Origin of the sequence: Halarchaeum nitratireducens (genome assembly GCF_014647155.1) — an archaeon.
Lineage (GTDB): Archaea > Halobacteriota > Halobacteria > Halobacteriales > Halobacteriaceae > Halarchaeum > Halarchaeum nitratireducens.
Genome location: NZ_BMOQ01000006.1, coordinates 22917 through 43185 on the forward strand (window position 1 = coordinate 22917; position 20269 = coordinate 43185).

General features: G+C 66.0%; 17 protein-coding genes. 7 read left to right on the forward strand and 10 right to left on the reverse strand.

The window, feature by feature from the left end:
• The first annotated feature begins 116 nt into the window (after positions 1–116).
• From IEX91_RS11000 to IEX91_RS11010, 3 genes are all read left to right on the forward strand, one after another.
• Positions 117–464 (forward strand): hypothetical protein, encoded by a 348-nt coding sequence (locus IEX91_RS11000; RefSeq protein ID WP_188878984.1) that lies wholly within the window; start codon positions 117–119, stop codon positions 462–464.
• A 43-nt stretch (positions 465–507) separates the two neighbouring features.
• The gene (locus IEX91_RS11005; RefSeq protein ID WP_268238706.1) at positions 508–978 is read left to right on the forward strand and encodes an ABC transporter permease; all 471 of its coding nucleotides are present in this window, start codon (positions 508–510) and stop codon (positions 976–978) included.
• A gap of 244 nt (positions 979–1222) precedes the next feature.
• Positions 1223–1984 carry an IclR family transcriptional regulator gene (locus IEX91_RS11010; protein WP_188878985.1) on the forward strand — a complete coding sequence of 254 codons (762 nt, stop codon included), beginning with the start codon at positions 1223–1225 and terminating at the stop codon, positions 1982–1984.
• Between the two features lie 131 nt (positions 1985–2115).
• On the opposite strand, the gene IEX91_RS11015 is transcribed toward IEX91_RS11010, so the two are convergent.
• Positions 2116–3291, reverse strand: coding sequence for an enolase C-terminal domain-like protein (locus tag IEX91_RS11015; RefSeq protein WP_188878987.1), 1176 nt, complete (start codon positions 3289–3291; stop codon positions 2116–2118).
• A gap of 165 nt (positions 3292–3456) precedes the next feature.
• On the opposite strand from IEX91_RS11015, the gene IEX91_RS11020 reads away from it, so the two are divergent.
• A complete protein-coding gene (locus IEX91_RS11020) occupies positions 3457–4326 on the forward strand; it encodes a fumarylacetoacetate hydrolase family protein (protein ID WP_188878989.1) in 870 nt (289 codons plus the stop codon).
• A gap of 121 nt (positions 4327–4447) precedes the next feature.
• Here the strand turns inward: IEX91_RS11020 and IEX91_RS11025 are convergent, their stop codons facing one another.
• Positions 4448–5488, reverse strand: coding sequence for a zinc-dependent alcohol dehydrogenase (locus IEX91_RS11025; protein WP_188878990.1), 1041 nt, complete (start codon positions 5486–5488; stop codon positions 4448–4450).
• Positions 5489–5585: 97 nt separating this feature from the next.
• On the opposite strand from IEX91_RS11025, the gene IEX91_RS11030 reads away from it, so the two are divergent.
• Positions 5586–6359 carry an SDR family NAD(P)-dependent oxidoreductase gene (locus tag IEX91_RS11030; protein WP_188878991.1) on the forward strand — a complete coding sequence of 258 codons (774 nt, stop codon included), beginning with the start codon at positions 5586–5588 and terminating at the stop codon, positions 6357–6359.
• Positions 6360–6483: 124 nt separating this feature from the next.
• On the opposite strand, the gene xacF is transcribed toward IEX91_RS11030, so the two are convergent.
• Together xacF and IEX91_RS11040 are read right to left on the reverse strand one after the other, a co-directional pair.
• Complete coding sequence (xacF, locus tag IEX91_RS11035) at positions 6484–7932, reverse strand: 2,5-dioxovalerate dehydrogenase (RefSeq protein WP_188878992.1); 1449 nt, start codon at positions 7930–7932, stop codon at positions 6484–6486.
• Positions 7933–8471: 539 nt separating this feature from the next.
• Positions 8472–9869, reverse strand: a complete 1398-nt coding sequence (locus tag IEX91_RS11040; protein WP_188878994.1) for a GntP family permease — start codon at positions 9867–9869, stop codon at positions 8472–8474.
• Positions 9870–9986: 117 nt separating this feature from the next.
• Between IEX91_RS11040 and IEX91_RS11045 the strand changes: the two genes are divergently transcribed.
• The gene (locus IEX91_RS11045; RefSeq protein WP_188878996.1) at positions 9987–10460 is read left to right on the forward strand and encodes a universal stress protein; all 474 of its coding nucleotides are present in this window, start codon (positions 9987–9989) and stop codon (positions 10458–10460) included.
• Between the two features lie 173 nt (positions 10461–10633).
• Here IEX91_RS11045 and IEX91_RS11050 read toward each other — a convergent pair whose 3' ends face one another.
• The 3 genes from IEX91_RS11050 to IEX91_RS11060 form a co-directional block, all read right to left on the reverse strand.
• Positions 10634–11872, reverse strand: a complete 1239-nt coding sequence (locus IEX91_RS11050) for a mandelate racemase/muconate lactonizing enzyme family protein (RefSeq protein ID WP_188878998.1) — start codon at positions 11870–11872, stop codon at positions 10634–10636.
• A gap of 1167 nt (positions 11873–13039) precedes the next feature.
• The gene (locus IEX91_RS11055; protein ID WP_188879000.1) at positions 13040–13285 is read right to left on the reverse strand and encodes a hypothetical protein; all 246 of its coding nucleotides are present in this window, start codon (positions 13283–13285) and stop codon (positions 13040–13042) included.
• Between the two features lie 246 nt (positions 13286–13531).
• Positions 13532–16042: a GcvT family protein gene (locus tag IEX91_RS11060; RefSeq protein ID WP_188879001.1), complete on the reverse strand. Its 2511-nt coding sequence runs from the start codon at positions 16040–16042 to the stop codon at positions 13532–13534.
• Positions 16043–16236: 194 nt separating this feature from the next.
• Here IEX91_RS11060 and IEX91_RS11065 point away from each other — a divergent pair, with 194 nt between their 5' ends.
• On the forward strand, positions 16237–16680 hold the full coding sequence (locus tag IEX91_RS11065; protein WP_188879002.1) for a universal stress protein: 444 nt from the start codon (positions 16237–16239) through the stop codon (positions 16678–16680).
• Positions 16681–16735: 55 nt separating this feature from the next.
• Here the strand turns inward: IEX91_RS11065 and IEX91_RS11070 are convergent, their stop codons facing one another.
• The 3 genes from IEX91_RS11070 to solA form a co-directional block, all read right to left on the reverse strand.
• Positions 16736–16897, reverse strand: coding sequence for a hypothetical protein (locus IEX91_RS11070; protein ID WP_176969903.1), 162 nt, complete (start codon positions 16895–16897; stop codon positions 16736–16738).
• A gap of 85 nt (positions 16898–16982) precedes the next feature.
• Complete coding sequence (locus IEX91_RS11075) at positions 16983–18743, reverse strand: BCCT family transporter (protein ID WP_188879003.1); 1761 nt, start codon at positions 18741–18743, stop codon at positions 16983–16985.
• A gap of 275 nt (positions 18744–19018) precedes the next feature.
• Positions 19019–20164 carry an N-methyl-L-tryptophan oxidase gene (gene solA, locus IEX91_RS11080; protein ID WP_188879004.1) on the reverse strand — a complete coding sequence of 382 codons (1146 nt, stop codon included), beginning with the start codon at positions 20162–20164 and terminating at the stop codon, positions 19019–19021.
• Positions 20165–20269 lie beyond the last annotated feature (105 nt).

Sequence of the window (20269 nt, forward strand, 5' to 3'; positions counted from 1 at the left end):
CGACACGTATACGACGACTCGATCGGCCGGACACGTACCTTGACGTCCGCGGCCTCGCGACCGTCTGGTTCGCCCGGCCGAACGGGTTCGCCTGTCTGATCCGCGAAGAACTGTGCGTGCTGACGGCGAACATCAAGGCCGACCGGCTCGCGGAGGGGGAGATCCCAGCTGACGCCGTCGTCGATCACTATCCATGGCACGAGACGGACCTCGTGGACGCGCTCACTGATCGGGATCCGACGCCGACTCAGTGGACGCCGACGTGTCTCGGTTCGAGCGCGGCCGAAGCGGCGCTCACGGGCCAACTGGCCGAGCGCGACGTTCGTGGGCCGGTGGTCCTTGTCGGCGGTGCCGAGAGCGCGGTACGCCACCGCCACTTCACGCCAACAGACACCGAACTTGGCGCGTACGCGCTGGTGTCGGTGACGGCCTCCCGCGGCGGCTTCTTCAAGTGCGGAAATTAGAGTACTTTCGAGGGAGAAGGTCCGGACCTTTCGGACAGTTTCGATCGCGGGCGTCGAAATCGCGTACATGGTCCTCTGGATGCTCGGTCTGGTCGTCCTCTTCGGCCTTCTCCTCCAACGGACCCGATGCGGACACCACGTCTACGCGACGGGTGACGACGAGTCAGCCGCGAACCGGAGCGGGATCGACACCGACCGCATCAAGATCACGAACTTCGTCATCACCGGAGTCGTCACGGCCGTCGCTGGCGTCCCGTCGATCACGTACTTCGGGTCGATGTTCGGCTCCGCGGGACGAGGGTTCGAGCTGTTGATCATCGCCGCGGTCGTCATCGGCGGCACGAATCTCTTCGGCGGCGAGGGCAGTATCTCCGGCATGTTCCTCGGTTCGCTCGTCATCGCCGTCATCCCCGTTCTCCTGGTTCTGAACGGGATGTCGGTCGCGTTTCAGGAGACGTTGACCGGCGCGGTTATCATCGGTGCGGTCATGATCGATATCTTCCTCCGCGACTGAGCCATCCCTCCGCTTTCGATCCGCACCCCCGGAATCGACGGACTTCCCGTCGATCCATCGGACGGCGCGCTCCCGCTACGCAGACGGCGGCGAACGACTCGCCACGCGCCGATGCCGCCATCGGTATCGATAACGACTCCGCCACGCTCCCGGTCGATCGGGTGGGGCGATCGACGCGATGGTCGGAACGGGTGTCCCACTAGGGTGAACAGACATAAGTGGGTATGCGTAGAAGACCCGGAGCATGGGAACACAGAACTCGACGGTTCAGGCGACCCGGACGAGCATCGCGATCGTAGAGGCGCTCGTTCGACTGGACGGTGCGGGCGTTACCGAGCTCGCGACCGAACTCGACCTCCCGAAGAGCACGGTTCACAACCACCTCGATACGCTCCGTGACATCGAGTACGTCGTGAAGGCGGACGGGGAGTACAACGTGGGCCTGCGGTTCTTGAAGCTGGGCGAGTACTCCCGTAACCGCCTCAAGATCTACGACATCGTGCGGCCGGAGATCGACGCGCTCGCGGAGCAGACCGGCGAGTTGGTCAACCTCTCGGTCGAGGAGTACGGCCGCGGCGTCTATCTGTACCTCGCGCGGGGCGACGAGGCGGTTCATCTCGACACGCACGCCGGGATGCAGGTGCACCTCCACTGCACGGCGCTCGGGAAGGCGATCCTCGCACACACGCCGGAGGAGCGCGTCGAGCAGATCCTCGACATGATGGGGATGCCCTCGCGCACCGAGCAGACGGTCACGGACCGCGGGGAGCTGTACGAGGAACTCGAGACGATCCGAGAACGGGGGTACGCGTACGACCGACAGGAGCGACTAGACGGCCTCCGCTGCGTCGCGGCGCCGATCACGACGTCGGAGCAAGAGATCGTCGGCGCGATCAGCGTGTCCGGGCCGACCAGCCGGATGCAGGGTGAGCGCTTCGATACCGAGATCCCGGACGCGCTTCGCGACACCGCCAACGTGGTCGAGCTCAACATGACTTACTCGTAGACGCGGCCGACGCGCCCGCCGTCAACACGGTCGTTCAGACAGAGTGAACGGGAGTCGACGGCGAATTGCCCCCGGTTCGGAACACGCGCTCGCCCGCCTTCACTCACGGTGACGCGAAACGGCGTGGTGGGTCAGTCGTAGACGTGACGGCTGCCGGTACTGTTCGCTTCGATGTAGTCCCAGTCGTACGCGACGCCGAGCCCCGGCCCATCCGGGACGGGAACGGTTCCGTCGTCGTCGACCGTCTCGAACTGATCCTCGTAGCCGTCGGCGTAGATCGGCGGGGTCGTGTTCGCCGCGTCGGGGTGGACGAGCGCCATCTCGTAGTAGTTGGCGTTGCGGGTGGCCGCGATGCAGTGACGCTGTGCGGGGCCGGGCGCGTGGAACTCCGTGTCGATCCCGAACCCTTCGGCGACGCGTGCCACCTTCATCGCGCCCGTGATGCCGCCGTCGTACTCGGGATCCGCGCGAAGGAAGTCGGTCGACTCCGAGGCGGCGAAGTCGGACTTGATCTCGAGCCCGCGAATGTGTTCGGTCTGGAGGATCGGCGTGTCGAGCTTCTGCCGGAGCTTCCGATGGGCGTGTTGGCTGATCCCCGCGTCCCGGAAGGGATCTTCGTACCAGAAGAACCCCTCCTCGTCGAGCGCGCGCCCGAGTTTCAGCGCGTCCGCGAACGTCTCCAGTTCGCAGGCCGGGTCGTGCATCAAGTCCATCTCGTCGCCGACGGCGTCCCCGACCGCGTGGACCGCGTCGATCTCGCGCGAGAGGTCGCGCGCGGCGTCGCCGCCGCCCCAGCCGTGGATCTTGAACCCCGCGTACCCCTGTTCGCGCGCCTCCTCGGCGAACTCGGCGAACGCCGCGGGCGAGTCGAGGCCGCCGTGCTCGTCGCCGTGATACGTGGAGGCGTACGCGGGGATTCGCTCCCGATAGGTCCCGAGGAGTTCGTGAATCGGTGCGTCGTAATACTTCCCGGCGAAGTCCCACAGCGCGATGTCGACGGGACCGATTCCCATTCGATCGTACTTCCGGAGGGCGCGTTTGATCTCGCTCCAGTGTTTCTCCCGTTCGAGGGGGTTCTCGCCGATCAGATAGTCGGCGAACATGTTCACCTGCGCCGCTCCCGGGGAGTTCCCCCCGACGTACTCGCCGGTGATTCCGGTGTCCGTGTGCACACGGAGCGCGAACAGTTTGCGCGTCGTCGTCGACCCGGGTTCGTAGACGAGATTGAACCCGTGTTCGTCCGTCCCCACGTCCGCCAGCTCGTACGCGAATTCGGTGCTGTCGATTCGGGTGATCTCGGGTGCCATACGTGAGACACCCACGGCGGCGCGATAAAGCTTGGTGGCCGAGACCCGATCCGGCCCCAGCGCCCGGCCCGTAGTCCGATCGAACGGGCGACGGCAACTGGATCCGTATCCGAGACGTCTCTCAGCAACACAAGAGCTAAGACCGGGACCGAACATGTACCCAGCATGCGTTACCAGCAGCTAATGCGAGGTTCCGAGAGTCACCTCGTCGCCGAAACCGACGGGGCTTACTACGACCTCACAGCCGCCAAGCCCGAACTCGAGGGGTTCCGTGATCTCGCTCGCTCCGCGTCGGTCGCCGACGCCTCGATCGACGCCCTCGCGGCCGATGTGCTCGACGACGCACCCGAGATCGACGCCGGCGACGTCGCGTCCGATCGCGACCTCCCCGTCGTCCCCGAAGAGGTGTGGGCGGCGGGCGTCACGTACCAGATCAGCGAGCAGGCGCGGCAAGCGGAGAGCGACACGCCCGACATGTACGTCGACGTCTACGACGCCGAGCGGCCGGAGGTGTTCTTCAAAGCGACGCCGTCACGGACCGTCGGCCCGAACGAGGATGTCGGCGTCCGCGCGGACTCCGAGTGGAACGTCCCCGAACCCGAACTGGGGATCGTCCTCTACCGGGGCGACGTCGTCGGATACACGATCGGCAACGACGTCTCCAGCCGCGACATCGAGGGTGAGAACCCGCTCTACCTCCCGCAGGCGAAGGTATACGACCGGTGTTGTTCGATCGGTCCCTGTATCGTCAGCACCGGCGACATCCCCGATCCACACGATCTCTCGATGTCCATGTCGGTCACGCGCGACGGTGTGGAGATCTACGCGGACGAGACGTCGACGATCGAGATGGTCCGCACCTGCGAGGAGCTCGCCGACTACTACACGCGGCACAACGCGATTCCCGAACTCGCCGTCCTCCTCACCGGGACGTCGATCGTGCCGGACGAGGGCTTCGACCTCACCGCGGGCGACGTCGTGTCGATCGACATCGAGGGAATCGGCACGCTCACGAACGGCGTCCGCACGGTCTGAAGGTCCGTTCGAGCGGCCGTCGGGTCCCTCGGGGTTCGGGACGGCACGTGGTCTCTCTCACGACGCGCTTACGACGCGCGTCACGGGACGCGTCCACGGGCCAGCGCGTCCTTCGGCGGATTCAGTCGTAGAGCTCGGAGACGTCGAAGACGGGTTTGACCGTCTGGCCGTCGACGAACGCGTCGAAGGCCTCGTCGGCGTCGAGCAGCGAGAAGCGGTCGTCGATGAACGTCTGTGCATCCACCTCCCGACTCCTGATCATGCGTAGCGCGCGTTCGAAGTCCTCGTACATCGACGCGTACGAGCACTGGAGGTCGATCTCGGAGCGGACGAGCGGCGAGTACGGCATCGTCGTCTCGCCGGTCTGGCCGACGAGCACGATCTGGCCGCCCTTCCGGACTTGCTCGACGGCGGTCGTCAGGCCGGAGGGGTGCCCGGTCGTGTCGAAGACGACGTCGTAGCCGACGCCGTCGGTGACTTCTGCGCGCTTCTCGGCCATGTCCTCGCCGACGGTCACCGTCTCGAACCCGAGTTCGCACGCGAGCGGGAGTCGATAGTCGGTGTCCGGGCCGACGCCGGAGACGACGACGTCCCCGCCCTGCGCGCGCGCGACCTGCGCGGTCAACTGCCCGATGGGACCCGGGCCCTCGACGAGCACGCGGTCACCGGGGCCGACGCGCGAGTTCTCGATGACGGCGCGCGCGGCGATGCTCGTCGGTTCGACGACGGCGGCGTGTTTCGACCGCACGTCGTCCGGGACGGGGTGGAGGGCGTCTTCGGGGACGGCGATGTAGCGTTCGTACGCGCCGTCGTGGTCGACGCCGGTGATGACCGCGTCCTGGCAGACGTTCGACTCGCCGATGCGACACTGATAACACTCGCCACAGCCCCGGATCGGCCGCTCGACGACGCGGTCGCCGGCGGCGAACTCGGTGACGTCTTCACCGGTCTCGACGACGGTGCCGCAGTACTCGTGCCCGATGACGTTCGGGAGGTCCATGCGCTCGAACGCCGACTCGAACTCGTAAATACCGGCGTCGCTCCCGCAGAGACCGGCGTACTCCACCTCGACGAGCGCCTCGTCGGCGGCGGGCGTGGGACGCTCGCGGTCGATGAGCTCTAGCGCGCCAGCTGTCCGCTCTACTTTCGCCAATCCTCGCATACAGACAGGTCAGTAACCATCGACCATAACTCTATAGGATACGCGTCAATCTTCGGGATTCCACAACGATAATGTAGTACGTTTCCGCAGCACTGGTATGGTCGAGTACGAGCACACACCGGTGAGTGTCGCCGACAAGCGCGCGGTCGTCGTGGGCGGGACGAGCGGGATCGGACAGGCGATCGCGCTCGGCTTTGCGAGCGAGGGCGCGGACGTCGTCGCGACGAGTCGGAGCGAGGAGAAAGTCGCGGAGACGAGCGACGCGATCGAGGCGCGCGGAGCCGAGACGGTCCGCGTCACCTGTGACGTCACCGACTCGGAGTCGCTCGCCGACGTCCGCGAGGCCGCCGTCGAAGCCCTCGGCGGGATCGACATCGTCGTCGCCTCACAGGGCGCGATCTCTCGGGAGACCGTGCTCGGCATCGACGACGCGGACTGGGACTTCGTGACCGACGTCGCGCTCGACGGCGTCCGCCGCGTCACGCAGGCGTTCGCGCCCGCGATCGACGACGGCGGGAGCATCGTCAACATCTCGTCGCTGGCGGCTCGGCTCTCGATGGCGAACCTCCCGGCGTACGCGGCGGCGAAGGGCGGCGTCGAGGCGTTCACGCGTGCGGCCGCGAAGGAGCTCGGTCCCGACGTCCGCGTCAACGCCATCGCACCCGGGTTCGTCATCACGCCGCAGAACGCGGAGACGTACGCCGAGGGGACGGAGAAGCGCGAACGCATCGACGAACGCGCGATACTCGGTCGCGTCGCCCGCCGCGACGAGATCGTCGGTGCGGCGGTCTATCTCGCGAGCGACGCGTCGTCGTACGTCACCGGCGAAGTCATCACCGTCGACGGCGGCTTCGCGGACAGCGCGTTCTAACGGGGCGGCCTCGCGCGTTCGGCTCCGCGACGATCGGGACGACGAAACGTCGAGGCGACGCGCGAGGTCGGTCGTTCGGTAAAAATCGAGAGAAACGGACGATGGGGGCGTCGAGAGGGGCGCCTCAGTAGTTCTCGTAGACGGTCTTCGAGATCGTGTAGAAATCGAGCCCGGCGTCGCCCTGTTCGCGCCACGTCTCGCTCGAGGAGTTCTTGAAGCCACCGAAGGGCACGTGGAGTTCGAGACCGGTCGTCGCCTCGTTGATCTTCACGACGCCGGCCTCGACGTCGCGCGTGAAGCGGTTGATCTCGGAGTGGTCGTTCGATACGATGCTGGCGGCCAGCCCGTACTCGACGTCGTTACAGACCTCCAGGGCCTCCTCGTAGCTCGAAACGGAGATCACGGCGAGCACGGGACCGAAGACCTCCTCCTGGGCGATCCGCATGTCGCGATCGACGTCGGTGAAGACCGTCGGCTCGACGTAGTAGCCGTCGCCGAAGCGATCGCCGGTGGGCTGACTACCGCCCGCGGCGAGTTCGGCGCCCTCGTCGGCGGCGATGTCGATGTATTCGAGCGTCCCCTCGAGCTCGGACTCGGAGACCTGCGGGCCCATCTCGTACTCGTTGCCGGGGCCGATCTCGATGCTCTCGGCGCGCTCGACGATGGCGTCGACGAAGTCGTCGTAGACGTCCTCGTGGACGATGGCGCGCGACGTGGCCGTGCACGCCTGCCCGGTCACGCCGAACGCGCCGCCGGCGACGATGTCGGCGGCGTCGGCGACGTCGGCGCTGTCCATGACGAGGGTGGGGTTCTTGCCACCCATCTCCATCTGCACGCGCTTCTGGTCGTCCGTCGCCTGCTCGTAGACCGTGTTCCCGACCTGGCTACTCCCGGTGAAGGAGACGGCGTCGACGCGGTCGTGCGTGGCGAGCTCGGTCCCGACTTCGCTTCCGGGACCCGTGACGAGGTTGACCGCGCCGTCGGCGATGCCGGCCTCGTCGAGCGCCTCGACGATGGCGTGTGCCGGCCCGGGGGCGACGGACGCGGGCTTGATGACGACGGCGTTCCCGGCGGCGAGCGCGGGCGCCATCTTCCACGCGGGGATCGCGATAGGGTAGTTCCACGGCGTGATGAGGGAGACGACGCCGACCGGCTCGTCGACCGTGTACAGGTTCGTCCCCGTCCCGCTCGCGGACTTGACGTCGCCGCCCATGTCGCGCGTCTTGCCGGCGTAGTAGTGGAAGATGTCGATCGCCCGCTGGACCTCGCCGCCGGCCTCGGCGTGCGTCTTCCCCTCCTCGGCGGTGAGGAGTTCGGTCAGCTCTTCCTTGCGGTCGGCGAGGATGTCGCCGGCCCGTCGGAGGACGTCGCCGCGCTGGGGCGCGGGCGTAGCTTCCCACTCGTCCGCGGCGGCGGCCGCGGCGTCGACGGCGTCGGCGGCGTCGGCGGCGCTCGACTGCTGGTAGGTGTTGACGACGTCGCTCGGGTTCGCGGGATCGGTCACGTCGACGGTGTCTCCCGTGCTCGCTGCGACCCACTCCCCTCCGACGTAATTCTGGCGTGTATCTACCATACGATATCCCATTGGACGTCATTACAAAGGGGTCTTTCGGTCTCGGCATGCGTCGCCCTGCCACGAAAACCGTTCACTCAGTATGAACGAGATGTCGGTCAGACGGGATACGAGTGAGGATAGTGTCGAGTGGGGGTAGCGACGTGTTCGCGCCGTCGTGCGACGACGCGGCCAGTCCATCGCAGCGCCGGTGATCCGTAGACGGTGAACGCGCCGTCTCCCGAACGGGCGGAAATCGCCCGGTCTTACGTGTATACTCCCGTCAATAACTCAGCGGACGAGAGACGACGGGGTTCACTCCAGTCGAACGATCGAGCCGCAACGTGACGGGGCGCGGGAGAGGCGGTCCGCGCACGCGGTAACGGACGTGCGAGTACGATCGGCGTGCCGGGAGTGCGGGGACGCCCGCGATAGGCGATCGTCGGACGCTCGGAGACGACGCGGGATCGCCGGCACGCCACCGGCCGACGGACTCGTAGTGTAAAAGGCGGCGTCGGTGGAGGGACGAGCGGCGTCAGCAAAGAGGGGGCGAACGGCCGTCAGGCGAGCGGGAGAATCGTGGAGTAGACGAGGACGATGATCAGGGCGGCCACGGAGAGGATCGAGGTGACCGCGGTCCACGTCTTGAACGTCTCGGACTGCGTCAGACCGCCGATCTCCTTGACGATCCAGAAGCCGGAGTCGTTGTACCACGACGTCGTGATCCCGCCGGCGCCGATGGCCATGACGAGGTAGGCGGGGTGGACGGTGAGCTCGGGCACCAGCGGTGCCATGATCCCGCCGGTCGTGATCATCGCGACGGTGGCCGAACCCTGCGCGATGCGGACGATGGCGGCGATGAGCCACGCCGTAATGAGCAGGCCGATACCGAGGCCACTGAGCGCGTTCGCGATCACCATCCCGATGCCGGAGGCCGCGAGCATCGCACCGAACGCACCGCCGGCCGCGGTGATCGCGGCGATGTTCCCACCGTTCTGGAGCGCCTCGGTGAGCTCGTCCTGCCAGATCTGGCGCGGGAAGTCGTCCATGCGGAGGTAGGTGATGGCGGCGACCATCGCCGCGACGGTGAGTGCGAAGTTCGCGTCCCCGATGAAGTTCGTGAGCGGATCGAGGGCCTGAAGCGACGGGTAGCTACCGGAGAAGGTATCGACGAAGGTCCCGGCGGCGATGAAGAGGACGGCGACGAGGATCGGGAGCAGGGACTCGAAGAAGCCCGGCAGGCTCTCGATCGGTTTCTGGGCCTGGTTCTCGAGGTCCTCTGCGGTCGTGCCCATGGACTCTCGAAGCGGAATGTCCACGCGCTCGTTAATGAAGCGACCGTACGCGACGCCGGCGATGAGTGCAGCGGGGATGGCGGTCGCGAGACCGACCACGATCGTCATGCCGAGGATCGACTCTCCCGCGCCGAGCTTTTGTGCGACGGCGAGCGGGCCAGGAGTCGGGGGGATGAACGCGTGCGCGGCCGTGCCACCGCCGCCGACGACGGCGATGTAGAGGGCGTAGTTATCCCCGATGCGCGCACGCATCGAGCGTGCGAGCGGCGCCATGAGGTAGAACACGTTGTCGAAGAACACCGGGATGGCCAGCACGGTGCTGCTTCCCCAGAGGGCGAAGTCGGCGTTGTCATCGGAGACCAGCGACTGGAACGAGCGAACGACGCGGTTCGCCGCCCCGGATTCGGTCATCGATTTCCCGATGATCGCGGCCATCAGGATGGGGATACCGATTCCGGCCATGTTGTTCCCGAACGCGGTCGCGACGTCGCCGGGTATGGATCCGAACGCGACGTCGGGCATGAGGAGAGCGTTCACCAGTCCGACGGTGAACGCCGAGATGACGAGGCCGACGAACGCCGGGAGATCCAAGACGACGAGTAGCAATACGACGACTATGACACCAATAGCCAACGCCGTGAGGGCGGGGAGTGCTGCTGGCATGGGAGTTCTACATCATCCACAATAATGAGGGTGGTATAAAAACACTATGGATATGGTAGTACGTCTTCCCCCGGCGACGGGAACACACTTATCAACCACGAAAATGATGGTGAGGGTATGCAGCGAGGACTGATCGTCGTCGAAGAGACGCCCGCACACGCGGATCTCCTCCGCGAGGCCGAAGAGCACGCACGTGGTGCCGACGCACCGCTCACAGTGATGACGTTCGCCACCGAGCGGGACGTGGGCGAGGGTGTCGAGAAGTTCGAAGCCCTCGGCGGCGTCGAAGGCATCACCTACGACGACGAGGAGGAGTTCATCGACGCCGCGGAGGACGCCCTCTCCGAGTACGTCGAACGAGTCTTGGGTGACACCGAGATCTCGTACGACGTCGTCGTCGAAGTCATCGACGGCGGCTACGGGACGGCGACACTCGCCGCCGCCGACGACCACGGCGCCGACCACGTCTTCATCACCGGCCGGCGTCGCTCCCCGACGGGGAAGGCGATCTTCGGCGATTGGATCCAGCGCGTCCTCCTCGGCTTCGGCGGGTTCGTCACCGTTCAGACGCGCGAGAAGGAGGAAACGTAACGCCGCGATCGCCGAGCTCGTTTTCGATCGCGGACGCGAGTACAGCGATTCTGCCGGCCCCGCTCCCTGCGCCGACCCCGAGGACGAGGCGTGTCGGGTAGTCGATGAGGTACCGTTTCGCTACGCCTCGTCGAGTTGGGCGACGCGAGGCATCGCTTGCCCGGCGAGTCGGGTCACTCCTCGTCGAATAGCGTCTCACCGGCGACCATGTGCTCCTCGACGACGTCGAGGTCGAGGGTGAGGCCGAGTCCGGGTTCTTCGGGGACCTCCATGCGTCCCTCCTCGATGAGGTTCGACTCCTCGACGAGGTCCTCCCACCAGCCGAGTTCGTAGGAGTGGTACTCCAGAGCGAGCGAGTTCGGGATGGCGGCGGCGACCTGCGCGGACGCCATCGTCCCGATCGGCGAGGAGACGTTGTGCATCGCGACCGGGATGTAGTACATGTCCGCGATGTCCGCGATCTTGCGGGTCTCGCGCATCCCCCCGACGCGGGGCAGGTCGGGCGCGACGATGTCGACCGCCTGCGGTTCGAGAAGCGTCCGCTGGCCGAACTTCCGGTAGACGTTCTCGCCGACGGCGATCGGCGTCGACGTCGAATCCGTTACTTTCTGCTGGACGTCGTGGTTCTCCGGCGGGACGGGGTCTTCGAGCCACCAGACGTCGTACGGTTCGAGCTCGCGCGCGAGTCGCTTCGCGCTGCCCGCGGTGAACGACCAGTGACAGTCGAAGGCGACGTCCGCCCGGTCACCGACGGCCTCCGTCGTCGCCTCCACGATCTCGACTTTGTGGTCGATCTCGGGGTTGCGGAGGTGGCGGTTCGCGCGGTCCTTCCCGTGGCCGCTCGGGACGTCGAGATCGAACTTGATCGCGTCGTAGCCGAGGTCCTCGACGACGCGCTCGGCCTCCGCGGCGCAGGCCTGCGGGTCGGCTTCGTTCTCCGTGTGGAGGTCGCAGTAGACGCGGACCTCGTCGCGGTATTTCCCACCGACGAGCTGGTAGGCGGGGACGTCGAGGAGCTTCCCGGCGACGTCGTGGAGGGCGATCTCGATCCCGGAGATCGCCGAGATCACCTTTCCGGAGATGGATCCCTCGCCGCTCATCTTCTGGACGAGGTGTTCGTAGAGTCGGTCGATGTCGAGGGGGTTCTCACCCTCGAGGAAGGGCGCCATCCGTTCGATGATCTCGGCATCACCCCCACCCCAGTACGACTCGCCGGTCCCGACGACGCCCGCGTCCGTGTACACCCGAACGAGGATCCAAGGGTAGTTGCCGTCCACCATCGTCGTCTGCACGTCCGTGATCTCGACGTCCCGGACCCCACCTCGGTCGTTCGTCACGCCCATCGTCTCCGCGGAGAGATCCCGCATCGTGTACTCCGCGTTCGGGTCGCTTAGCTGGTTGTAGTCGACCATTGCATCTACCCAGTCAGTAACGGTCATGGTAAATCTTCTGCATTGGACACCGACGCCCCATCGGGCTCCCGACGGTCCGCGCGTAGACGGACGGACATCGATCGAACGCGAGGCCGCCGTGTCGCCACCCGCAACGAGCGGGCGCGGGACGTCAACCCACGAAACTCGCGTTCAGTATGAAGGGACGAATGACCGACTCCCCGTCGATCGCTGCCCCACAGTGGACGTGCCGAGGAGCCGAGTGAGCATCTGCTACACTCTCGAACCCATTCGATTACGAAGATATAGATGTAAACCAATAGTGTTCATCTTGGGTGAACGAAGCGTCGATCGAGCGTGGTCGGGGTCGGTGGCCCGGTCGGATCATGCGTGCTGCGACGCGGATCGATTTGTGAACCGAGACGGCTATCGGACGCCCCCATTCGTCCCGTACCGCCACCGATTCGTGTCGGTGCGTACTCGGGGAGCGGCTCTGGGCCAGCGACGGCTCGACATCCGACTCACCACGCCGGTTCAAACAGATTAAATATATGCTAGCTGTACTGTTGTTTATCGTAGATGAGCGCTCGACTGGAGTCGCGTGGGGCGAGTGAAACGACGGCCCACCACCAGGCGACTTCGGGCAGCCCCGTGGTCGGACCGGGAGTCTCGAGATCGACGACAATCGGTGCTAAACGACGCGTGCGGCCCCGTCAAACCGATCGTTCGTCAGCTTCGGGATCCGATCGACGGCGTCACTCGGTGGATCGACGCTGATCACGGTACAGGCGTCGATGCACTCGACCGATACAAAATCATAAATATAAGAATGAGTCGTCTAAACGGTTAGATGGAGAATTATGTGTGGTTGACAAAATCGGGCGACGGACTGTGGGACCTCGTCCGTCGCTTCGGCGTCGCGTGTGCGCGCCGCTCGCGTGCAATGCACGCTCGCTTCGCTTGATGCGGTCCGACGTCGCCCGTCGAGTCGACGCCGTCCCCCACCCCGTGCTGTCCGCTGTAGTGTCGTCCGCGAGGACCTCACCGTGGTCACGTGCATCCGAACGTCTCGCGTCCTGACGTGGACGTCTGTCGGGGCGTCACCGACTATCTCGTCGCACTCGGACGGTGACCGCCAGTTGGGTCGCGGCTACGACCGGACAGCGAATCGTGTATCTCACGGGCGACTCACCAGTGCGTCAGCGACCGCCAGATGCACTTGAATGGTTTCCCGCAGCTCTGGCAGATGATCGTCCGAGTGCGACTCGTCTTGACGAGATCGACGCTCCAGTCCTCGTCCGTCGGGATGCACTCGTCGACTTGGGTCTGCGGGATGTTTCCGGCCGCCTGGTCCTCCCTGTGGGCCCCGCAATGCGGACACCGTAACACACCCTTCACTCGCTTGTCGTCGCTACCTCGCTCGACTCCTCCCATGGGTAATGACTCTCCAGTGTTCGCAAAAAGCTTTGTGAATTTATAAATAGTGGATTGGGGAATCCTCCTGTTCAAGCCTCGAAACCCACGCTACCGTGGTTCTATCGACTCGACACCCCAGATACCTTTCATACGTTATTCCACAAATTGTGGTTGTGTCGGCCGGGTCCACTCCGGGGGTCGTAACGGTCGTCGAGACGGACGGGTACCATCAGGGCGGGGGCCGTGAGTCGCGGGCCGCGGATTCTATCGGAGCAGTTTCTCGCGCTCGGGGTCGAAGAGTGGGCCGGAGCGAACTGTGGCGTCGTAACGCTCGCCCTCGTACTCGATCTCGACGGACCGGCCGACATCGGTGTACTCGGTTGGGAGGTAGGCGTACGCGATGCCGGCGTCGATGCTGTAGCCGTAGTCGGCGCGGCAGGCGTACGCGACGACCTCGTCGTCGACGAGTATCGGGTGGCCGGCGTCGATGACCGTCCCTTCCTCGTCGAGCGTGATGGGGACGATCTGCTCCTCGATACCGTCCTCGCGGGCGTCGAGGAGTGCGTCCTTCCCGACGAAATCGGTGTCGAGGTCGACCGCGAAGCCGATGCCGGCCTCGTAGGGATTGTACTCGGGCGTGATGTCCGTCCCCCAGAGCCGGAAGCCCTTCTCCATGCTCGTCGAGTCGAGCGCTTCCCACCCGACCGGCGCGATGTCGTAGGCTTCGCCCGCGTCGGCGATGGCCTCCCAGAGCCGACCCCCGTACTCGGTCGGCGCGTAGATCTCCCAGCCGAGCTCGCCCGCGTACGAGAGGCGCAGCATCGTCACCGGGATGCTCCCGAGGTAGGTCTCCTGGGCGGAGTAGAACGGGAACGCGTCGTTCGAGAGGTCCGCTTCCACGAGGTCCACGAGCACGTTCCGCGAGTCGGGCCCGAAGACCCCGATGCCGGTCCGACTCGAGTCGTGGACGGTGACGTCGACCGAGCCGTCGTCGGGGGCGTGCTCGGTGATCCACCGCGAGTGGAGGGTGGCGGAGCTCCCGCCGCCGGTGAACAGCACGTAGCGGTCGTCCGCGAAGCGCGCGACCGTCAGGTCCGCGAGCACGCCGCCGTCCTCGTCGAGCATCGCGGAGTAGCGCATCCGCCCCGACGTGACGTCGACGTCGTTCGTCAGGAGGCCCTGGAGGAAGGCTTCGGCACCTGACCCCTCGACCTCGATGGGGGTGAACGTCGTCATGTCCACCATTCCGACCTTCTCGCGGAGGTGCTGGTGCTCGGCGCCGTGAGCCTTCGACCAGTTGCGTGCGAGCCACTCCGGGCGGTCCGGGACGTCGTACTCCCCGAGTAACCCCTCGTTCACTTCGTACCACTGCGGCACCTCCCAGCCGTCGCTGTCGTAGAACTCCGCCCCCAACTCCGCTTGCCGGTGGTAGAACGGGCCCCGGCGGAGGTCGCGCTGGCTCCGTGGCTGCTCGCGCGGGTGGATGAGCTGGTAGACCTCCTGGTACTGCTGGGCGCCACGGCCGTAGGTGTACTCGTGGCTCCCGGTGTGTGGCTGGAAGCGCGAGATGTGCGCGCCGGTCGCGTCGACGGCGTCGCCGTCGAGACGCGGGGTGCCGTGCTCCATCCATTCAGCGACGATGCTGCCGGCGCCGCCCGACTGGGTGACCCAGATGGCGAGCGCCCACCAGAGCCCGTCGGTGCCCTCGTCGGGCCCGAGGATGGGCATCCCGTCGGGCGTGAAGGAGAACATCCCGTTTATCTGCGAGGTCCACTCGCAGTCACCGAGCGCGGGGACGAGTTCGCTCGCGGCGTCGTACGCCGTCCGGTCGTGGTCGGGGTGGGTGTTCTCGTAGAAGTGCTCCTCGGTGAACTCCCGGAGGGAGGGGTACTCGAGGCCGAGGTCGTCGAGTCTCTCCGGGCCGTAGATGTCCTCGGGTTCGACGAGGAGCGGCGCGTGGTTGTACGAACCGATGCCGTAGCGTTCGCCGTGCTGGCGGAAGTAGAGCGAGTGGTCCTGGTGGCGCAGCAGGGGCTGTTCGACCTCGCGCTCGGCGCCTTCGAGCGCATCGATCTCGTCGGAGACGAGGTACTGGTGGGCGCAGGGGACGAGCGGGATGTCGGTGTCGACCACGTCGCCGAGGAGCGGCCCCCAGATGTTGGTGGCGACGAGCACGTCGTCGGCCTCGATGCGGCCGTTCTCGGTCGCGACCGCGTCCACGCTCCCGCCCGACGTCTCGATGTCCGTGACCTCGGTGTTGCCGTAGAACTCGACGCCCCGGTCCCGCGCGTACTCGGCCATGGAGGCGGAGGCGCTGATGGCGTCCGCCTTCCCGTCCGAGGGGAGGTAGTACCCGCCGAGGATCGCGTCCTCGTCGACCTGCGGGACTTCCGCGACGACCTCCTCGGCGGAGAGGAGCTCGCCGCCTTCGAGGCCGAAGGAGCGCCCCCACTCGCGCTTGCGCTTGAGGAATGCCCAGCGGTCCTCCGTATAGGCGACTTCGACGCCGCCGCAGGTGCGAAAGTCACCGAAGCTGTCGTAGAGGTCGCGCGTGTAGGACGCCATGTTCGCCATGAGCTTGTTCCCGGTGGTCTGGAAGACAAGCCCGGGCGCGTGCGAGGTCGACCCGCCGGTCTCGAAGAGCGGCCCGCGGTCGACGACGACGACGTCCTCGCGCCCCATCTCTGCGAGGTGGTAGGCGGCGCTACAGCCGACGCATCCGGCGCCGACGATGACCGTGTCGGCGCGCTCCGGGAGCGTAGACCCTGTGTTCATGTACCATGCAGACGAGGGTCGTCTCCGGGTATATCTTTCCGGGTGTATAATCTGTGCCCTATACGTACCCCGAGCAACATCCGGGGCCCGCGAGTGGTAGAACAGAATATTCGGTGAGGTATTGGGGCTCATTCGGATAGTCTTTCGGCACAATCGTTTTACGAATGCTGTCTGAAACGCCCACGTAGCCGAGTATGTACGACGAGATGCTAATTCCGTACGACGGGAGCGACGAGGGGGAGATGGGCGCGCGACACGGTATCGAGCTCGCCGCCGAGCTCGGCTCGACCGTCCACGCGCTCTACGTCGTCGACCTCCCCGGCGTCCCGCGTTCGCTCTCCCTCCGGGAGGACGAGGAGGCGCTCCGCGAGGAGTACCGCAAGCACGGCGCCGACACGCTCGCCGAGGTCGAGGCGTTGGCCGCCGAGCACGGCGTCGACTGCGTGACCGAGATGCGCAGCGGCTCGGTCAGCGACAAGATCATCTCCTATGCCGAGGACGAGGAGATGGACGTCATCGTGATGGGGTCGGCCTACCGCGGGAAACTCGGGAACGTCCTCGGCGGCACGACCGACAAGGTCGTGCGCTCGACGACGATTCCCGTCGTCTCGAAGCGGATGGACGCCGACGCGCGCTAGTGCACGCACCGAGCTGGACTGATGATGACGCCGTCTCCCGGAGTCGAGTCCGCGCTCAGAGGCGCGATTCGCGCAGGTAGATGAGGACGCTCGCGCCGAGGAAGCTGAGCCCGGCGAACGGGAACTGTTCTCGCGTCATCAGTACGAGTCCGGCGCCGAAGAGCGCGACGACGACGGCGAGCGCGCCGGCGCGGAGGACGGTTACTGTATCGGTCATGTCGGAGCGCGGAATGATAGGTACTGCGGTGATAGTCGAGTACGGGCGCCGCGTGGCGACCCGCGTCGATGCCTGTCTGGTGCGGTCAGTCGTCGCTGACGTCGGCGCCGGTGTCGCGGATGTCCGTCACCACCTCCGTGCCGGAGGTGTTGATGTCGAACTCCTCGTCGGTCATCTCGTCGATGCGCTCCTTGAACTCCTCGGAGGCGAGGACGTCGTACTCGTTCTTGAGGCCGAGGTAGACGGTGTAGCACATCACGACGAGGATGATGGCGAACGGGAAGCCGGTGGCGATGGCGGCGGTCTGGAGGGCGTTGAGGCTCGCCTCCCCGCCGCCGTAGAGCAGGAGCGCGGCGACGCCGCCCTCGGTCATCGCCCAGAAGATGCGCTGGGCGCGCGGGACGTCGTGCTTCCCGCCGGAGGTGAGGTGGTCGACGACGAGCGACCCCGAGTCCGAGGACGTCACGAAGAACGTCACGACGAGCAGGACCGCGACCAGTCCCGATATCGCGCCGATCGGGAACTGGTCCAGCATCGCGAACATCGCGACCGTCTGCCCGACGTCATTGTACGTCGCGAGCACGGAGCCGTTCCCCATCAGGGTGTTGAAGAGGCCGCTGCCGCCGAACGCGGCGAGCCAGATGGTGGAGAACAGCGATGGGAGGACGAGCACGCCGAGGACGAACTCGCGGATCGTCCGCCCCTTCGAGATGCGCGCGACGAACATCCCGACGAACGGCGACCACGCGATCCACCACGCCCAGTAGAACACCGTCCAGGCGTGGACGGTCGTTGCGCCCTCGCCGAGCGCGCCCGTGAAGAAGGAGAGCGTGAGGAGGTCTCCGAAGTACGCGCCGAGGCCCTGCACCCACGTGCTGAAGATGAAGATTGTCGGGCCGACGATGAGGAGGAAGCCGAGCAGCGTGAACATCAGGTAGACGTTCAGCGTGCTCAGACGTCTGACACCGGCGTCGAGACCGGCGGCGACGGACGCGGTGGCGATGAGCGTGATCGCGACGATGAGCAGTATCTGTGGGATGGTTCCGGTCGGGACGTTCGCGACCCCGAGCATGCTGCTCCCGAGGATGTAGGAGAGACCGGTGTTGATCTGGGCGACGCCGAGGCCGAGCGAGGTCGCGAGGCCGAACAGCGTCGCGAACACCGAGACGAGGTCGATGACGTGGCCGGGCCAGCCGTAGATGCGTTCGCCGAGGAGCGGCCAGAAGATCGAGCGGAACGTCAGCGGGAGCCCGCGGTTGAACGAGAAGAACGCGAGGCCGAGCCCGACGAGGCCGTATATCGCCCACGGGTGGAATCCCCAGTGGAAGAACGTCTGCGTCACCGCGGCGATGCCGGCTTCGCCGGTGCCGGCTTCGGCGCTGTAGAAGCCGGGGACGTTCGAGACGTAGTAGAGCGGTTCGGAGACGCTGTAGAACATCAGTCCGATACCCATGCCGGCGCTGAACAGCATGGCCATCCACGAAAACGTGCTGAACTCCGTCTCGGCTTCGACGCCGCCGAGTCGGATCTTCCCGTACTTGCTGACGGCGAAGAAGAGGAGCGTGACGATGAAGATGTTCACCGAGAGGAGGTAGAACCACCCGAAGTTCCCCTCGAAGAAGCCGCGAATGTCGGAGTAGACGGTCGCAGCTTGCTGTCCGAGCACGAGCGTCACGACGACGAACAGCCCGATGATGAGGAGCGCGGCCGGGAAAACGACGGGGTGAACATCGAAGCCCCACTTCTGGATGTTCCCGTCGCCGGGTTCGCGCTCGGTCTCCGGGTGGAAGAGGTCCACCTGTAGTCCCTTCGAGACGCCGTCGCTCGCGTCGTCGCTGTTCGACATCGTTACGCCCTCCGCTCTTGGTCGTCGCTGTCTGCTGACTGTATCATGGGTTCGTCCCTCGTCGTGTTCACTGAGTCGTCCGGCGTGTCTCGGCGGCACTCCGTCTCGATCGAATCGTACGTGTCGGTGTCACGCGTACGGAACGCAGGTCGGTAGCATGACACATAACCCTTTGGCAGAAGATGCGAGGGTGTTTATGACATAGTGGGACAGAAAGGGACCAAATTGGATTCTAGCGTCCTAGATTGGTTGGTATATGTGGTATCTATGGACGATCAGTCGAATCTGTCGAGCGAGAACATGTCGATGTCGTGGTCGCTCTCGCCGTCGACGGCGAGGTCGGCGAGCACCTCGCCGATGGCGCTCGCGAACTTGAAGCCGTGCCCGGAGAACCCCGCGCCGACCGCGACCTGCGGGTGGTCGGGGAGCGTATCGAGGATGAAGTGCTCGTCGGGCGAGTTCGTGAACATGCACGTCGAGAGGCGCATCGTCGGTCCCGCCGCGCTCGGGAAGTACTTCTCCGTGACGTCGCGGAGCACGGCCTCGTCCGCCCGATTCGGCTCCCGATCGAAGTCGTCCGGGTCCACGGTCTCCTCGCGGTGGTGGTACTTCCCGAGTTTGAACCCGGGGACGTCGTGGATGGGGAAGCCGTAGAAGCGCCCCTCGGGGACGCTGAGGTTCCACACCGGGAACGACTCCGGCCGGTAGTCATCGAGCGCGTCCCCGTCCGGCTGGAACCACGCGAGCGCCTGGCGCTCGGGCACCGCGAGCCCGTCGAGGGCGTCCGCGAGCGTGTGGGTCCACGCGCCCGCGGCGAGCACGAGCGAGTCCGCGACGTAGACGCCGCGGTCCGTCCGGACGCGGACGCCCCCGTCGTTCGTCTCCGCCCAATCCTCGACGCGCTCGCGGGCGCGTATCTCCGCGCCGCGCGCCTGGGCGGCCTCCGTGTGGCCGACGATCGCCTGCTCGGGGACGACGAACCCGCCGTCCGCCTGGTACACGGCTCGGTAGTCCTCCGGGAGGTCGTAGCCGGGGAAGCGCTCGTTCACCGCCGCGCCCGACAACACCTCGTGTGGGATGTCATGCTCCTCGCAGGAGCGCTTCGAGCCCGCGAACACCTGATCGTCCGCGGGTCCGGCGTCGATCGAGCCCGTCCGGTGGATGACGTCGCGGCCGGTCTCCGCCGCGAGCTCGTCCCAGAGGTCGTACGCGCGCTCGACGAGCGGCACGTACGAGGGGTGTTCGTAGTAGGCGCGCCGGATGATCCGCGTGATCCCGTGCGAGGAGCCCTTCGTGTGCGGGACATCGTAGCGTTCGAGGCCGAGGACATCGAGGCCGCGCTCGGCGAGGTGGTAGGCGCTCGCGCTCCCCATGCCGCCGACGCCGACGACGATCGCGTCGTATCGGTCTGTCGCAGTCATCGTCTCCCGCCTTTCGATGGCGTCCGACTTGATTGTTCACCCTGCACTCTGAACTCCTTATCCGTCCACCGAGAGAGGCGTCTCGGAGCCCGTTCGGTGGTCGTT

Coding starts and splice junctions, on each gene's coding strand:
- IEX91_RS11060 (WP_188879001.1), bottom strand. CDS start 16,042: ATGAACACAGGGTCTACGCTCCCGGAGCGCGCCGACACGGTCATCGTC.
- IEX91_RS11025 (WP_188878990.1), bottom strand. CDS start 5,488: ATGCGAGGATTGGCGAAAGTAGAGCGGACAGCTGGCGCGCTAGAGCTC.
- IEX91_RS11040 (WP_188878994.1), bottom strand. CDS start 9,869: ATGCCAGCAGCACTCCCCGCCCTCACGGCGTTGGCTATTGGTGTCATA.
- IEX91_RS11020 (WP_188878989.1), top strand. CDS start 3,457: ATGCGTTACCAGCAGCTAATGCGAGGTTCCGAGAGTCACCTCGTCGCC.
- IEX91_RS11030 (WP_188878991.1), top strand. CDS start 5,586: ATGGTCGAGTACGAGCACACACCGGTGAGTGTCGCCGACAAGCGCGCG.
- IEX91_RS11075 (WP_188879003.1), bottom strand. CDS start 18,743: ATGTCGAACAGCGACGACGCGAGCGACGGCGTCTCGAAGGGACTACAG.
- IEX91_RS11015 (WP_188878987.1), bottom strand. CDS start 3,291: ATGGCACCCGAGATCACCCGAATCGACAGCACCGAATTCGCGTACGAG.
- xacF (WP_188878992.1), bottom strand. CDS start 7,932: ATGGTAGATACACGCCAGAATTACGTCGGAGGGGAGTGGGTCGCAGCG.
- IEX91_RS11050 (WP_188878998.1), bottom strand. CDS start 11,872: ATGGTCGACTACAACCAGCTAAGCGACCCGAACGCGGAGTACACGATG.
- IEX91_RS11055 (WP_188879000.1), bottom strand. CDS start 13,285: ATGGGAGGAGTCGAGCGAGGTAGCGACGACAAGCGAGTGAAGGGTGTG.
- IEX91_RS11065 (WP_188879002.1), top strand. CDS start 16,237: ATGTACGACGAGATGCTAATTCCGTACGACGGGAGCGACGAGGGGGAG.
- IEX91_RS11010 (WP_188878985.1), top strand. CDS start 1,223: ATGGGAACACAGAACTCGACGGTTCAGGCGACCCGGACGAGCATCGCG.
- IEX91_RS11070 (WP_176969903.1), bottom strand. CDS start 16,897: ATGACCGATACAGTAACCGTCCTCCGCGCCGGCGCGCTCGCCGTCGTC.
- solA (WP_188879004.1), bottom strand. CDS start 20,164: ATGACTGCGACAGACCGATACGACGCGATCGTCGTCGGCGTCGGCGGC.
- IEX91_RS11045 (WP_188878996.1), top strand. CDS start 9,987: ATGCAGCGAGGACTGATCGTCGTCGAAGAGACGCCCGCACACGCGGAT.